Origin of the sequence: Candidatus Spongiisocius sp., from assembly GCF_965221825.1 — a bacterium.
Classification (GTDB): Bacteria; Actinomycetota; Acidimicrobiia; order Spongiisociales; family Spongiisociaceae; genus Spongiisocius.
The window spans coordinates 2,237,173-2,251,896 of the sequence record NZ_OZ244917.1 but is presented as its reverse complement, the minus strand read 5'-3'; the positions used below and the strand labels follow the sequence as shown (position 1 = coordinate 2,251,896).

The following is a 14,724-nucleotide window of genomic DNA, read 5'->3' as shown; positions in this document are numbered from 1 at the left end:
TGTCAAGCCTGCACCGCAGGTATCATGGACATACAGGCTGACTCAGGCTCTTCGATCGCGAGGAACCCGGGTCGCTACGGAGAGGTGGCCGAGCGGTCGAAGGCGCTCGCCTGCTAAGCGAGTAGGGGGTAACCCCCCCTCGAGGGTTCAAATCCCTCCCTCTCCGCTAATCACCAGTATTCCCACCACTACGGAGACCTGTAGCGCGCGGTTCGTCGCGAACCGGTCATCTCCAGTCTTCCCTGCTGGACCATTCGCCTCAGTAGTCGCGAAGCCTGATCGGGCTTCAGCCGGCAGAGTTCGGCCGCATCCGAACGTGTGATCGAACCATGCTCTCCGACGTAGGTGAGAACCATCTGTTCCTGCTGGATCCGATCGAAGCCGCGCGTGCGGACATACGCAGCCGACTCGCCTAACTCCCGATAGAGCGCTGCTGCTAGGTGGTAGGCGCGTCCCCTGCCTTGGCCTCGGGCTTCGAGGAAGCCGCGCTCCACCAGGGAACTGAGGATCCACCGCGCCTCGTCACGGCTGACCTGGAAGAGCTGGCCTGCCCGAACCGATGTAATCCGACCCTCGGCCCGGACCTCCCGCAGTACCTGCAGCGAGTGCAGATCGAGTGGTCTGCCTTCTCGAGCCGACAACGCGGTAAACGCGGCGAGTTCCCGATCAGCCGGTCCAGCGGGCAGCCGGGCCTCCACCCAGTCCCGTGTGGATCGTGAAAAGTCGGGCAGCGGCCTTCCCAGGGCGAGTTGGTTGCGGTAGACCCTGTTGATGCCACGTCCAACCCGCTCGACAAGTCCTGCTCGCTTGAAAGCATCGGCGATGAGCGGGTTCCGCGCCTGTGGGGGCGTTGTCAGGAGGTTGTCGATCCTGATACCGGCGGGGAACCCACCCGGATTGCTGACGGATAGAGTGGCGCCCTCAATGGCAACACGGATCTCGCCGTTGGTCGAGTAGTCGCGATGGACAAGCGCGTTGCCGATCAACTCCCGAATCGCGATCTCCGAGTAGCGGGGTAGTCCAAGCCGGAATAGCCCGTCGTCGACCTCCTCCTCCGGGTTATAGGGCCTTATTGTTTCGGAGAGTTCGACCATTGCCCGGATAAGGGGGACTTGGAGGCGCCGATTGGCCCGAACGGCGTCGTGTTCGTCGAGCGCCTGGAAGACCGTTGAGTGTGTGGGGACGAAAGTCCGGAGGATGTCCGGAGTGCCGAATAGGAGGGCAGCGCCGAGGGTGAGAACACCTTCGACGGTTCTGAATCCGAGTGCGGAGAGGAGCTCTTCTTCAGATAGCGTGGCCAGAACCTCGTCGCCGCCCTCCGCGAGGCTCCGGAACCGGTCGAGTTCGGTGGGATCGAGGTCCCGTACCGACAGATCTGCCAGTGGGAACGTCGACAAGTCTCGCGACCCGAGTTCGGCCACTCTCGCGTGAACCTCATGCGGAAGGATGGGGCGGCACTGCGGCTTGCCATCGACATCGATGGCCCGCCGCACGTACTTACCCGAGGTGGTTGCGATAATCGACGTCGGCCTCGGTACATGGATCACTATCACGTCGTTGTCGCCTAACGCTTCTACGTGTGCCTCCACGCGCAATGCGGGGGAGGTCTTATTCGCAATGAGGGCCTCGATCCTGCGGGGGTCCGTCGAGTCGCCGTGTCGGGGAGGCGTGCCGTTAACCGAGCCGTCATTCGCCACCCCGATCAGCAGCCACCCTCCGTCCCCGTTTGCGAGGCACACGACCGCTTCGGCCAATTCATCATCACTGGCATCGGACTTGAATTCGATCTGGTAAGTCTCACCTTGCCAGATGAGCTCTTCGATACCTGGTGCTTGCATCCGCACTACTATACACGCTCTATTACGCATTAGATTTCGGGATAGCGCAGTGCGCATAACTTTGCATTCGGGGCATGGAGAATCTCCAGCCGTAGGCTCACGGTCCGCCCTCGCTGGAGCACATTGGCTTGTATTCGAAGCTGATGGCCCGGTGGGGTATGAACCCGTCCGAGCGTTCGCGCAGAGTCCGTGGCTCCATGAAGACGGCTGGTGGCTTGACGGTGTGTAGGGCGCGGCCGACAAAGATGCGTTGATCCACCCATGGCCGGGACGAGATACTTCTACGTCTGCCCATCGCCGCGATCGGATTCCACAGGGTCTGGGAACAGGCTCCCGAAGAGCCACCAGACGAGGTAGCCGGCTCCGAGACTGAGCGCGAGTGTGAGCAGAGGCGCTCCCGGCCAGTCGACGGTCGGGGTACCCAACCATGTGTGGCACCGCTCCCAACTCGGAACCCCGCCCACGTCATTGCAGCCGGCGACCATGGTGCTCAGGAGGGTGACCACGCCGGCCACAACCGACAACATCGGTCTCAAGACTGCAAGGAGTAGGCCTTTTGCCCGACGCGGGGGTACCGGATCGACCGACACGATCATCGCGCCCAGCCCGGCCGCGAGGGCGACGCTGGCCACCACCCAACTCACGACCTCCGGGATCTTCTGAGCCGATACCGCACCCAGCACGGTGAAGGCGAGCAGGGTTCCCATGATGACCCAGGCGACGACTACACGCACGTTGGTCCCTCTTGCTCCCAACTCAAGGCTTTACACGCCCCATTACGACATAGGTATAAACATAACGCCAGTGTGTATAACTTTGTATACGGGCATGAGCGACCTCTAGCCTGTAGCCTCACGTTCGGCCCTTGCTGGGAGCCACTGTGCTCCGACTATCCGACCATCCGGGGAGATCACCGAGTTGCGACGTAACCGGCTGCGGGAACTGCTGGATGCCGATCAGGCCAGCCTCGGCACGCATCTCATCAGCTCCTGGCCCTCGGTCGTGGAGCTGGTCGGCCTGTCGGGGATGTTCGACTACGTGGAGTTCGTGGCCGAGTACGGGCCGTACGACCTCTACGCCCTGGAGAACCTGGGCCGGGCGGTCGAGCTGTTCGACCACATGTCGGCCATGATGAAGATCGAGCAGGAGCCGCGCACCTACCTGGCGGTGCGGGCGATCGGCTCGGGTATCCAGAACGTCCTGTTCTCCGATCCCCGAACGGTCGAGGACGTCGAGGAGTGCGTCAGCGCGGTCCGGGCCGAGACTCCGGGCTCCGGCGGACGCCACGGCGTCGGCCTCCGCCGCGATGTCGGGTTGGGGCTCGAAGCGGGGACCCCTGCCTTCGTGGAAGCCCTCGATCAGGCCGTGATAGCGCTGATGATCGAGAAGGACCCGGCGGTGGAGAACCTGGAGGACCTCCTGTCGGTGGACGGCGTCGACATGGTCCAGTTCGGCCCGGCGGACTACGCGATGAGCATCGGCCTGGCAGGACAGTTGAGCCATCCGCGGGTCCGAGAAGCGGAGGAACACGTGATCTCTACCGCGCTCCGGATGGGAATCGCCCCTAGGGCGGAGCTGAGGAATCAAGAGGGCGCCGAGCGATACCTGGAAATGGGCGTCAAGCACTTCTGTATCGGTACCGACGTGCGGATCCTGTTCGACTGGTTCAAGGACGCCGGCGCCGGCATGCTGGATCTCCTGGGACGTGACCCGCCCGGCCGGACCCACGGATCCGGCTCCTACAGGTAACTGCCCGCCGCTCCGGCGGGTGGTCAACCGAGTCCGGAGGCTACGAACTTGCCGATGTACCAGGCCACCACGCCTCCGAGTCCGGCGATCAGCATGTTCTCGAGGCCTGCACGTATCTTGGATGTGCGCGCAACGATCGACTTGACGACGCCGACAGCGAACAGGCCGGCAGCGGTCAAGGCACCGGCCCACCAGAGCCCGACCGCGGTCTCGCCGGTGAACACGAAAGGCATGACGGAGGTCGCCGAGCCGGCCAGAAAGAGCACGCCCGACATGGCCATGGCAGTGAAGGGAGAACGCCGCTCGGAGTCGACAACACCGAACTCCATTACCTTCATCGCATTCAGCATGCCCTCATCCGACCGGTCGAATACGGCCACGATGTCCGTCACTTCGTCCTCGCCGAGGCCCATGGCCGCGAACATGTCGCCTAGCTGGTCCAGTTCCTGCTGGCGGTGATATCGAATGTGCTGCCGCTCCAGCTCGATCTCCGCCTCCAGGACTTGATCCTGAGACTTGGTCGCCAGATACTCCCCGGCAGCCATCGAGACAGCGCCCGCAATCGCGCCGGCCACGCCCGCCAGCAGGACCTGGTCCGCGTTGAGACCACCACCAACCACACCGGCGACGAGCAACAGCATCGACACCAGCCCGTCGTTGACGCCCAGGATGATGTCCCGCCAGTACGGCCGGCTGTCGCCGATGTGGCTCTGATACGGGGGGATGGCCGCTTCGCTCCGCGGCTCCGGCGCCACATGCTGCTCGTTCACTGTGACGGGGACCTGCATTCGGCGTCTGAGATAGCGCCTCATATTCTAGCGGCGCATCGCTTAGCCACCCGGCCGACCGAGCCGCCCCGTGGGGATGAACCCGACGCCGACACGAGGCTCGGAGTCCTTGGCGCAGGGTACGGATCGCGGTGGGCGGAGGGAGTGACCGCCGTTTGCTGGTTTCCTACCGGTTCTCGGTGTTTCGTTCGTGTATCGTCTCCCCAGGTAGGGGTGGGTTTGTTGGGTTCTTGTCGTCTCAGGTGGGTTCACTCAATCCCACTTGGAAAGTGATAACCATAAGTGATAACCTGACAGCCACGCCTAGCGGGAGGGGGACGGTGAAGCGTCCACGCATCCTATCAGCCGCGTTCGTGCGCACCGTCAACCAGCCAGGACGGTACGGAGACGGCAGGGGCGGGTATGGGCTGAGCTTGTTGGTCAAGCCAAGATCAAACGGGCGGTTGTCCAAGACGTGGAGCCAACGGGTCCGCCTCCACGGACGTGTCACGAACATCGGCCTCGGCGCCTACCCGATCGTCTCGCTATCCGAGGCCCGGAAGAAGGCGCTCGCGAATCGGCGAACCATCGAGAAGGGCCTCGATCCTCGAGGCAGCCGGATACCCACCTTTTCCCAGGCTGCGGAGAAGGTGATCGCGATGCATGCGGCCGGGTGGAAACCGGGCGGCAAATCCGAGGGACAGTGGCGGTCGTCGCTTAGCACCTATGTGTATCCCCGATTGGGGGATGTGGCGGTGGATCGGGTCAGCACCGCCGATGTGATGGCTTGTCTTGTTCCTATTTGGCATACCCGCCCGGAGACAGCACGGCGGATACGCCAACGCATCGGCGCGGTTATGCGCTGGGCGATCGCGCAGGGGTACCGGGCCGATAACCCAGCGGGCGACGCCATAACGGCTGCGCTTCCCTCCAACACGGGAAGGCGCCGACACCACCGTGCTTTGCCACATGCCGACGTCGCGGCCAGTATTACTACGATTCGGGCTTCTGCGGCGTATCCGACGACGGTGTTGGCGTTCGAGTTCTTGGTGCTCACGGCCTGCCGCTCCGGCGAGGTACGGGGGGCTCTTTGGGACGAGATCAACCTGGACGCTGCTACTTGGACGATTCCCGACTCCCGCATGAAATCCGCCCGCCCCCACCGTGTCCCCCTCCCCGAAGAAGCCCTAGACCTGTTGGCCGAAGCGGAGCGGTTCCGGGATCGGAGCGGGCTGGTGTTCCCATCCCCAACGGGGCGGGAACTCTCCGATACCACGCTGTCCAAACTGTTGCGGGAGAACGGCATCCCAGCAGTACCGCACGGATACCGGTCAAGCTTCAGAGACTGGGCAGCGGAGCTCACCGACACCCCACGGGAGATCTGCGAACTCGCACTAGCACATGTCAACAGCGACCGGGTCGAAGCCGCCTACCGTCGCAGCGACCTATTCGACCACCGCCGACAACTTATGCAACGCTGGGCCAACTACCTCCACACCCAAACCCCCACAGCTACACCACCGCCTACCTGACCGAACAAACCCAGCCACCCCGATTAGCCCATCCCAGATGAAGAGCGAAACACTTTTGACCCCTGGCCCGTTCGACGTTTCAGGTCGGCCCGCAGCGGCCGAGGCGGACTGACCCCTCGTCCCCGCCGTCGATTAGCCTGTCGGTATCCTATCTGGGGATTTCCATCGCGCCTGAGCCTGTTCTGTCGCCTCCGGCCCGTCGCATGCTTTGGACCGTGTACGGGTTCCGTCCCGGCGGTGGCGGGGCCCTTTATGTCTCGTTCATGGTGGGGTTCGACTCGCCCGAACCTCTCCCGTGGGCTGGTAGCCATCTGCGCACCGCCACGGGGGAAGTACGAAGTGGTATCCACCCCCCAACCGACGCCCCGGGCGTTGCCTTGGCCTACATGTGGGATCTCGAGGGAGGCCTCGATTACCGCGGACGGCAAGAAGGCGTCTACATTCTCGGCGGCGTCACCGACCTACCCCCGAACCATGTGCGGCTGCTCGACTTCACTGCCGGGATGCTGCTGGGCTCCTTCAGCGAAGGAACCCGGCCTCGCTGGCGCTCGGTTGGCTAACAGAGGGGGCCATCCGTCCTATGGCATCGGCGGGGCCGGCCGTTTCCGTCCCGGTTAGTAGCGGACTACCTCGTCCGCTGGCACCGTGTGGCGGTAACGTTTGGTTTTCAACCACTTGGGTCGTGCCGTCCCAGCAATTCGGAACGCAGATCTAACAGGGTTCGTCCGCTGGGTGTCTTCCACACCCGCCACCCGTTGACGGCTGTGCCGGCTGCCTCGCATGCCGCCCGCGAAGGAGACGAATAGATTCGGCCGTCGTCGAGTTTGATGTCGCCGGTGTCCAGAACCCTCGCCGTGTAGGACTTTTCTTTCTGTGGACGGGTCCACGTCAACGGAGTGTCCGCAGCGATCAGACCTTCGTCCAAGAGGTCCTTGACAACGACACTACGCCCTTTGAGCATGTGACGGTTCCGTCCAGCCCGGCTACCGTCACCGCTGCCATCTTGGTGGACTTCGGGTTCGTGGTCAGCGTCGACATCCACGAACCGGCGGTTATCTCGGTCTTGGTAGACAGTGACCCGCAATACCGTGATCGGCAAGCCGTTCTCTGCCAGATACCGCAGCGCGGCGCCGGTCCGGTCGTCGAAGTCTCTAGCGACGAGCACGAGCCGCGGTGGTTGTTGAACCAACTGGGGCGAGTCGCTGTCTGTGAACTCCGTCCACGCTTCAAAGAACGCGTCTTCGCCGTCGTGGAACATTGCTGCCAACTCGTCGAGGCTGGTGTCCAGCGCCCATCCGGCGTACTCGAGGCACTGGGCCAATTGATCACGGGCGATGTCCCGCTTCACTTCGATCACATGCACGTACCCGTCTTCGTCGAGTGTCACAATGTCAGGCCGGAGCCCCCCACTGATGTTGCGTTGACGCGCGACCGGGAACAGTGGCACACCGACGAAGGCGTCAAGGTTGGACCAAAACAGATCCTCGATCTCTTCCTCATAGAGACCCGAAGCGAACGGCACCCGACGAAACGGGACCAGTTCATCGTCTCTGACCTCGAAGAGCGGCAACGTTACCTTCTTTCAAGTTCTAGCAAGGCCCCGATCCGCAGGCTCCTCGGCGGAGACTACATGCTCAACGCCGAATCCGGTGCCGTCACCGACGACAGGCCCCCTCTCCCCAAGCGTTGGGTTCCATGTGGAGTGATCAAATTCCTCCATCACCCCCGGATGCGGCGGACGGAGCAAACCGCTACCTACCTTGGGGGTCTGAGACGATTCAGTTATCTTCCTGGGCTCGACTATGTAGCTCAAGATAGAACACGTGCCCATATTTGCAGGGCGAAACCCGCTACAAGAAAAGAGAGGGCGAGTCTGGAGAGGCGACCATAGAGCCGCTTCTTCTTCGGATTAGCCCCATCCAGGGTCAACATTCCTTGTGTGGCCACCTTGGGAGGGAGCCCGAAACAAAAGAGCAAGACCACTCCCACTATGTCAAGGCTCAGTCCCAGGATATCTAGCACAGATATTAGGTTCATATCGTTGGCTTTCGCTCCGGATGCCATGTCCCTGCCTTAGCCGGTGTTTGCGCAAGCGCCCTTCCCTCTCTATAGCAGCTCCCGGCTCGGTGGTAGCAGAGGGGAAATGCCCTCGTTTGCCCGAGACGCGTTCCGTGTCTAGCCATCCCTGTCAACCCCCACGGCATCGGTGGATTCAGGCTTAGACGCTCGTTGGTGCCGCCGCGACGGCCTCGGTGGCTAGCCGGTCCAGTCGCTGGGTTGGCCGCGTCCGCTGCCATCGGCAGATGCTGCCGATACCCGCCTCTGTAGCCACGTTCAGCCCATCGACGGCGAGGACTGTGGGGCCGTTTTGGGAACAACCCCGCGCTGGTCTACTGGCGTAGCTGTAGCGTCGGGGCCTCGTCCTGCCGCTAACGACCCTTGCCCCCGCCAATTGCGGGCCCTGAACCGTGGTCTAGAGGCTGAGGCCACCCCTTGGTGGCGGACTTTTCTGGGCTGTTTGGGTGTCTCGGAGCTTTTTGAGTTTCCACGCCAGGGTCGGTTGTAGCTCGATGCGGCGTTGGAGTGTCGGGTCTGTTGTGAGTAGCTCGGTTACCACGGTTGTGTCCTCGGCGACCCTGTCGAGGAATGCCATCTCAGCGTCGGTGAATGGTAGGACACGGCTGAGTGCCCGGTGTCGCATGTTGTGAAGGTCCGCAGCATAGGCGCCAAGCGCCGCACGCGCAGGCCGTTCGTCAGATCGGAGCATGGGGAGCAGTTCACGGGAGATTCGCGTCGGTGGGGCCGGTGGGGGCACCGGTGTCGCATCCCGGTAATCGACCTTCCGGCCAGACCCCACTACCACAAACGCGAGTCGCAGCCTATCGGGGTCTAGTGGATGACGATTCTCAACTTGGGGCAGCGATCCGGCGTCGAACTGGTCCCGGGGGTGGTTCCGTTCGACTAACGCGGCGAGCTTGCCGGCGACGACTTCGTGGGGGTCTTGTACGAGAACGTCGGTCGCTCGCCAAGGCCCCGGCAGCGTAGACGACCGTCTCGTTGGTGGCCATAGCGGTACCCGGTTCATGTAGTCGAGGTCCAAGAAGATGTTGGCGGACTGACCGTCGACGCTTTCGTAGTTCAGCCGCCACTTCCCACCCTCGTAGTTGCGGGACTGGAATCGGAGCCTGTACCCCATGGCCGCGACCAGGTCCTCCAGGGCCGCCTCGACGGGCCCACGGTCGGCAAGCATCTGTTCCCGCTCCGGTGCTCCTACGAAATCGAGGTCGAGGTCCACGGACAGGCGAGGGGCGTCTAAGAGGAACAGGTTGAGCGCAGATCCACCCTTGAGGGCGAACTGGTCCCCCAAGTACGGGTGCGAGGACAGAGCGTCCATGACACCGAGCAGGCGAACAGTTTTCTCAAAGGCGACCACGTTGTAGCCGTAAGCGGCGGCGTGGCGTCTCAGTTCACCAACGATATCCATAGAACTGATCCCATGTTTCTTCCGCCACAGCATAAGGAACGATCAGATTCCAATCCCTGACCAGGTTGCCCCCCTCCCCTCGGTCCATGTAATGAGGCTGGCGGGGCTTGCGCAGGCGGAGCGGGTCGAGGACCCGATCATCAAAAGGCCAGAACTCCCGATGCCGCTCAAGGAAATACCCGACCTTCGCGCACGTCGTTGCGTTGTCGAGCAGGATCGCATACTCCACCACCCGGGAGACATCGAGATCGTCCACCATCTGCAGCGACCGCCAGACCTCCTCCCATCCCCCTGCCAGCCGCGGCGCCGAAAGAACATCCACAAACGCCCGCTCCATCGAGGTAACCCGCACCACACCGCCTTGGAAGGGCTTCTCAACGACACCCCACTGCTCGCGGCCGGCACGCCGAAGCGCCACCGGGTACCGAGTGCCCCTATAGAAACTAGGCCCAAATCGGAACAGCGGCAACGGCGCCGCCGCCGAGTACACATACTCCGTCCAAACCGAGTACGCACACCCAAAGAACTCCAGCGCCCCATGATGTGACACGACAGCGTCCCTAGCCAGCTTGCTCACTACCAGGTACTCGTCGGGCCAGAACCCCTCCGGCCCCGCCGACCACGAAGGAACCGCAGCGAACAACCCCGACCGAACCCGAACCACCCGACCAGCAGACTCCCAACCCGCCACCACACGACGAACCGCGCCCCGCCCAGCGGATACGGGCAAACGCTCGCGCAGGTCAGAAATGGTAAACACTGGAAGCTCCCCCAAGACTGCCTCGTGTTCCATGCTCCCCTCGGAATACGCGATCACCGGAACGCCCCCAAAAGGGTACAGCCCCCAACGACACCTGCCGTCCGTCACCGGGACACCTGCCCTCCCCGGCGTCCGCCAAACACACCCCACACGGACAATCGACCAGGCAGCCGAACTTACCGCGACTCATACCGCCCCGGACGAAGGTCAGGGTGCCACCCCGAAGGCCGCAGCGGAAGCAGTTGTACACACCCTTTTGGCCGCTGATACTCAGCGAATGCGTGCCCTCATCGCCGTGGAGGCGACAGAGGGCCATCGCAGCGTCGCCGCCTGAGCGGGTGACCTCGCTGATCAGTGACACGATGTCGGCCGCTTCCCGAACGAGCGACGCCGCTCTCGATCCCATGCTGCTCCTTCACTTCTCGCTGCGCGTCCCCCTTGCATCGACACCACTCTGCCACCCGACCCCCAAAACTCGGTCGCGGATCCTCCCCGACCCGGTCGCGCTCAACCGCGACCGGTCGCGCATCCGATTCGGCATCCCCCAAGCCTCGCCTTGGCCGTACCGCAACAAGAGCAAACGTTCACAGCGAGTGACAGAGGAACCCCGCAACCGGGAGCTGCCCAGCCCCGCCCTGAGTGATGGGACACCTGCCCGCCCGGCAGGAGAGACGAGCACAATGTCGCTCCAGACCATACGGAAAGGTACCGAAGAAGCAGTCATAGAAGGCAGCCAGATCGGAATCCGCAGCAGGCGGAACGCCGGAACCCGAAGATCAAGGCCCAGGGGACGTATATCCCAGGTAGGTGCTGGGCCGAAGTAGCAGGCAGGGCAGGCGAGGCAGCCCGAAAGGCAGCCAAGTTTTCATTAAAATGGGACACACGTCCCGGACATATGTCCCGCCACCGGTTCTGCCCTGGGAGCAGCTGTTCCCGTTCATGACAGGGCGTGGCAGCTTCGAGCCGGTGTCGCATCGTATGTGGCGCTGGCCGAAGAGTTCGGGTGTTCGGTGCTCACCCTTGTACGCCTGACTGGCTCACACCCCTGGTCCGCAGTGCCCGGATCCGTGTCCTCCCGAACGCGCGTTTCTAGGAGGTCGGCGTTTCCTTTTGGCCGATGCTTCCCGCTGGGACGGTGGTGTCGGCTGGACGAGAGGGGTGCCCGGTCGCGTATCTGCCGCATCGCGGTCGCGTTTCTGCCCGATCGCGGTCGCGTGTCGCGGTCGCGTATCCTTCTGACCTGGGTATTCGCGGCCCAGGGTGTATTCGCTCGGCGACCCGGCGAGGGCCAGGCCGGTTCAGTCCCTCATATGTCTGCCCGCCTGCCGGTGGTCCTGGGTTCGATGGTGGCGCGTCTGGTCTTCCTGAACCGGCGAAGAAAGGGGGCTTCTTGCCCCCGGTCTTGCGGTGGTCATAGCCCCTTGGGGAGAGGGGCCGGTACCCGCACAGCGGATCGTCGAGTTGGCAGTGATGAGCCGGCGGCGGCAACAAAGAACAGTGGAGGTGGGGGATGGGTAATGGGACAGCTACCAGCGGTTTTTGTCCCGCCCCACCTGTGATCAGCTTCGCGATCGACAACTCGGAGCGGCCTACCACTCCGGCCACCGTCTGGCTGATGGTGTCGACACGCGGTCGACAGCTACCACCGCTTGGCGATGACCGCTCCCGCGCCCTGACCCACAGCGTCTCGGCACTGTTCAACTGCTCGGCCGCGTGTGTGCCACCACCGGTTGGGGCCGAACATCGGGGCCTGACCTGACGGACCGGAACGAACCAGCCTGCCCCCTGGGAGGCGCAAAGCCCACCGCCGGGGACAGCTGCTGGTGGGACATAGGTCCCACCCTTCGGGGACATATGTCCGGGACATTTGTCCCATTTTAATGAAAACTTGACTGTCCGTTCAGCCCGAGTTGACGGCCCCGGTCTGGGACATACGTCCCCCTCGATCAGTACTGCCCTGGGGACATGTGTCCCGGCCCTCAGATCCACGGATGGGATCAGGCGTCCTGCTGTAGTCCCGGTCTCACCCTCGGGGGATTTGGAGGGTGCCCGCTTCTTCTGCCCCGGTTCTGCGCTATCGGGACCCGCTCATGCTCTCTTCGAGGAAAGGGGCTGGGAATCCCGGCCGGGTAGCGTCCTGGCTCTGCTTCGGCGCGGGTTAGGGACCGCCGCGCTTCCAAAAGGGATCCGCCCGCACGGGCGCCCTGTTCGGCCGTCAGAGCCCCAAGAGATGCTCGCGGCCGAGTAGGGGTCAGGTAGTTCGAGGCCTGTGTTAGCGGCCTATCCGGTGGGATCGGTGCAGGGAACCCACGTGCGGGGTTGGCAGGACGTCAAGTCATGATCGTGTGGGCACGGTGATGTAGTCCATGTGCACTTTTACTCAAGAGCTACGTTAAAGTTGGGTCATGGAGTATTTGCGACCGCAGGCGCACGAGTTGATCGACCGGATCTCGGGGGTGCCGGACCGGATCATCGCCGTGTTCGGACCTCGGCAGACTGGGAAGACGACTGCGGTTCGCCAGGCTTTGCGCCGTGTGCCGGGCGAACACCTCTACGTGGCGGTGGATCGGCCTGAACAGATTGGCGGCCGTTTCAGGCCTTCCGAGAGTCTTGCGGCCCAGGCTGAGCCCGAAACGAGGGATGGTCGCTGGTTGGTTCGGGTGTGGCAGGAGGCGCGTCGGCAGGCGTCCGAGTCGGATGGTCGATTCGTTCTGGTTCTCGACGAGATCCAGAAGGTCGATGGATGGTCGGATGTGGTGAAGGGTCTATGGGACGCGCTTCGCGCCGAAGGGCCGCCCATGTTTGTGGTCATTCTTGGATCCTCCCCGCTCCTGATGCAGTCTGGATTGCACGAGAGCCTGGCGGGCCGTTTCGAGCCTGTTCGCTTCAACCATTGGTCGTCCGGGGAAATGTCGGAGGCGTTTGGCCTTGACCTGGATCGGTACGTCTACTTCGGTGGCTATCCGGGTGCCGCTCCATTTATCAGGGATGGGGACCGGTGGAGGGAATATGTCAGTGGGGCTTTGATCGAGCCTGTGATTGAACGCGACGTGCTCGCCATGACGCGAGTTGACAAGCCGGCTCTCCTGAAACGCCTCTTCGACATGGGCGCTCTCTACTCGGGCCAAGTCCTTTCATACAACAAGATGCTCGGCCAACTCCAGGATGCCGGCAACACCACCACCCTTTCTAGGTATCTCAAACTGCTATCCGACGCGGGTCTGCTCACCGGACTGCCCAGGCACACGCTACGTCCGATCTCGGCGAAGGCGTCCACTCCCAAACTCAACGTGTTGAACACAGCGCTGATGTCGGTCGCATCAGGTTACGGTTTCAACGAAGCTCGATCCGATCGGACGTTCTGGGGGCGGCTCGTCGAGAGCGCTGTGGGCGCGCATCTTCTAAACACATCGGGTCCCGGCACGGAAGTCCGGTACTGGCGGGAGTCCGGGCGCGAGGTGGACTTCGTGCTCAGGAGAGGCCACCGGGTAGTCGGAATCGAGGTGAAGACCGGCAGGACACCCTACCGGCATTCGGGTTTGGAGGCCTTCGACGAGCGATTCCGGCCCCATCGGATTCTGATAGTCGGGCCCGAGGGGCTTCCCCTCAAGGAGTTCCTGTCCCGGCCTGCCGACGACTGGTTCGGGTCGTGACCGGGATCGTGGTGGACCGAACCTGCCGGCAGGTATACCGGTCCGGGCCGGATTTACCCGATGCCGGTGTGCCTAGAGGTTTGGAAGCGTACCGATCCCGGCTGGCCTACGTTCTGTTGGGCGATCCGGGCATGGGCAAGACCACCCTGTTCAAGATGGAGAGCGAAGCTCTCGGCAGTGAGGCCGAGTACGTGACAGCTCGGGACTTCATGATGCTCGATCTGGACGCGCGGCCGGAGTGGAAAGACCGAATCATATTCATAGACGGCCTCGACGAGGTCCGGGCAGGATTGACTGACGCCCGGACACCTCTCGACCAGATAAGGTCCCGACTGGATCGCCTACGTCCCCCGGGATTCCGTATAGCCTGCCGGGAAGCCGACTGGCTCGGAGAAAACGACCGTCGAAGCCTGGAGCGAGTAGCGCCGGAACAGGAACTGGCCATCTTGCGCCTTGACCCACTGGACGGAGTATCGGCCCGGATGCTTCTCGATTCCCTGATCCCGGCGGACAGTGGGGCCTTCATGGAGGAGGCAGAGTGTAGGGGCCTTCGCCGGCTGGTCGGTAACCCGCTCACCCTTCGGCTGCTGGTAGCCGCCCTAGGTTCTGGCGCAAGCGAGTGGCCCGACGGCCGCTACGAGACCTTCGAGATCGCCTGTAAGCAGTTGGCAGTAGAGGCGAACGACGAGCATCAGCGTGGCGTTCGCTTACTGTCATTTCCAACGGTCGAGTTGCTCGATGCCGCGGGTTATGCCTGTGCTGTGCTCCTTCTGTCAGGCAATGTGGGCTTTACCCTGGCTCACACCTCCGGCTCATCCTCCATCCTGGCCCTGGCTGACCTGGATGGGGGGCCCCTGGTGCTGTGTCAACGCCTTAGCGGAGCCCTTGCCACGAGGCTCTTCAGCGCAGCCGAAGACGGTTCGCGCCAACCGGCCCACCGC

At 63.1% G+C, this 14,724-nt stretch carries 11 protein-coding genes and 1 tRNA gene; 5 read left to right on the top strand and 7 right to left on the bottom strand.

Annotated features, from left to right (window positions below):
- Positions 1-78 precede the first annotated feature (78 nt).
- Positions 79-166 (top strand) — tRNA-Ser (locus ACOQPD_RS10495).
- A gap of 22 nt (positions 167-188) precedes the next feature.
- Here ACOQPD_RS10495 and ACOQPD_RS10490 read toward each other — a convergent pair.
- Both ACOQPD_RS10490 and ACOQPD_RS10485 read right to left on the bottom strand, forming a co-directional pair.
- Complete coding sequence (locus tag ACOQPD_RS10490) at positions 189-1,838, bottom strand: RNA-binding domain-containing protein (RefSeq protein ID WP_420611904.1); 1,650 nt, start codon at positions 1,836-1,838, stop codon at positions 189-191.
- Positions 1,839-2,119: 281 nt separating this feature from the next.
- Positions 2,120-2,572: a hypothetical protein gene (locus tag ACOQPD_RS10485; protein ID WP_420611903.1), complete on the bottom strand. Its 453-nt coding sequence runs from the start codon at positions 2,570-2,572 to the stop codon at positions 2,120-2,122.
- Between the two features lie 184 nt (positions 2,573-2,756).
- Between ACOQPD_RS10485 and ACOQPD_RS10480 the strand changes: the two genes are divergently transcribed.
- Positions 2,757-3,587, top strand: coding sequence for an HpcH/HpaI aldolase family protein (locus ACOQPD_RS10480; RefSeq protein ID WP_420611902.1), 831 nt, complete (start codon positions 2,757-2,759; stop codon positions 3,585-3,587).
- Between the two features lie 23 nt (positions 3,588-3,610).
- Here ACOQPD_RS10480 and ACOQPD_RS10475 read toward each other — a convergent pair whose 3' ends face one another.
- Positions 3,611-4,357, bottom strand: coding sequence for a VIT1/CCC1 transporter family protein (locus tag ACOQPD_RS10475; protein ID WP_420611901.1), 747 nt, complete (start codon positions 4,355-4,357; stop codon positions 3,611-3,613).
- 338 nt (positions 4,358-4,695) lie between these two features.
- Between ACOQPD_RS10475 and ACOQPD_RS10470 the strand changes: the two genes are divergently transcribed.
- Together ACOQPD_RS10470 and ACOQPD_RS10465 are read left to right on the top strand one after the other, a co-directional pair.
- Positions 4,696-5,886, top strand: a complete 1,191-nt coding sequence (locus tag ACOQPD_RS10470; RefSeq protein WP_420611900.1) for a tyrosine-type recombinase/integrase — start codon at positions 4,696-4,698, stop codon at positions 5,884-5,886.
- Positions 5,887-6,089: 203 nt separating this feature from the next.
- Positions 6,090-6,446, top strand: coding sequence for a hypothetical protein (locus ACOQPD_RS10465; protein WP_420611899.1), 357 nt, complete (start codon positions 6,090-6,092; stop codon positions 6,444-6,446).
- 107 nt (positions 6,447-6,553) lie between these two features.
- On the opposite strand, the gene ACOQPD_RS10460 is transcribed toward ACOQPD_RS10465, so the two are convergent.
- From ACOQPD_RS10460 to ACOQPD_RS10445, 4 genes are all read right to left on the bottom strand, one after another.
- Positions 6,554-7,456, bottom strand: coding sequence for a hypothetical protein (locus ACOQPD_RS10460; RefSeq protein ID WP_420611898.1), 903 nt, complete (start codon positions 7,454-7,456; stop codon positions 6,554-6,556).
- 903 nt (positions 7,457-8,359) lie between these two features.
- Positions 8,360-9,370 carry a nucleotidyl transferase AbiEii/AbiGii toxin family protein gene (locus ACOQPD_RS10455; protein WP_420611897.1) on the bottom strand — a complete coding sequence of 337 codons (1,011 nt, stop codon included), beginning with the start codon at positions 9,368-9,370 and terminating at the stop codon, positions 8,360-8,362.
- On the bottom strand, positions 9,354-9,947 hold the full coding sequence (locus tag ACOQPD_RS10450) for a type IV toxin-antitoxin system AbiEi family antitoxin domain-containing protein (RefSeq protein ID WP_420611896.1): 594 nt from the start codon (positions 9,945-9,947) through the stop codon (positions 9,354-9,356). Before ACOQPD_RS10450 ends, ACOQPD_RS10455 begins: the two co-directional genes overlap by 17 nt.
- Positions 9,948-10,113: 166 nt before the next feature.
- A complete protein-coding gene (locus tag ACOQPD_RS10445; RefSeq protein WP_420611895.1) occupies positions 10,114-10,536 on the bottom strand; it encodes a CHC2 zinc finger domain-containing protein in 423 nt (140 codons plus the stop codon).
- A gap of 1,999 nt (positions 10,537-12,535) precedes the next feature.
- Here ACOQPD_RS10445 and ACOQPD_RS10440 point away from each other — a divergent pair.
- Entirely contained in the window at positions 12,536-13,783 is a 1,248-nt protein-coding gene (locus ACOQPD_RS10440; RefSeq protein ID WP_420611894.1) for an ATP-binding protein, read from the top strand.
- Positions 13,784-14,724 lie beyond the last annotated feature (941 nt).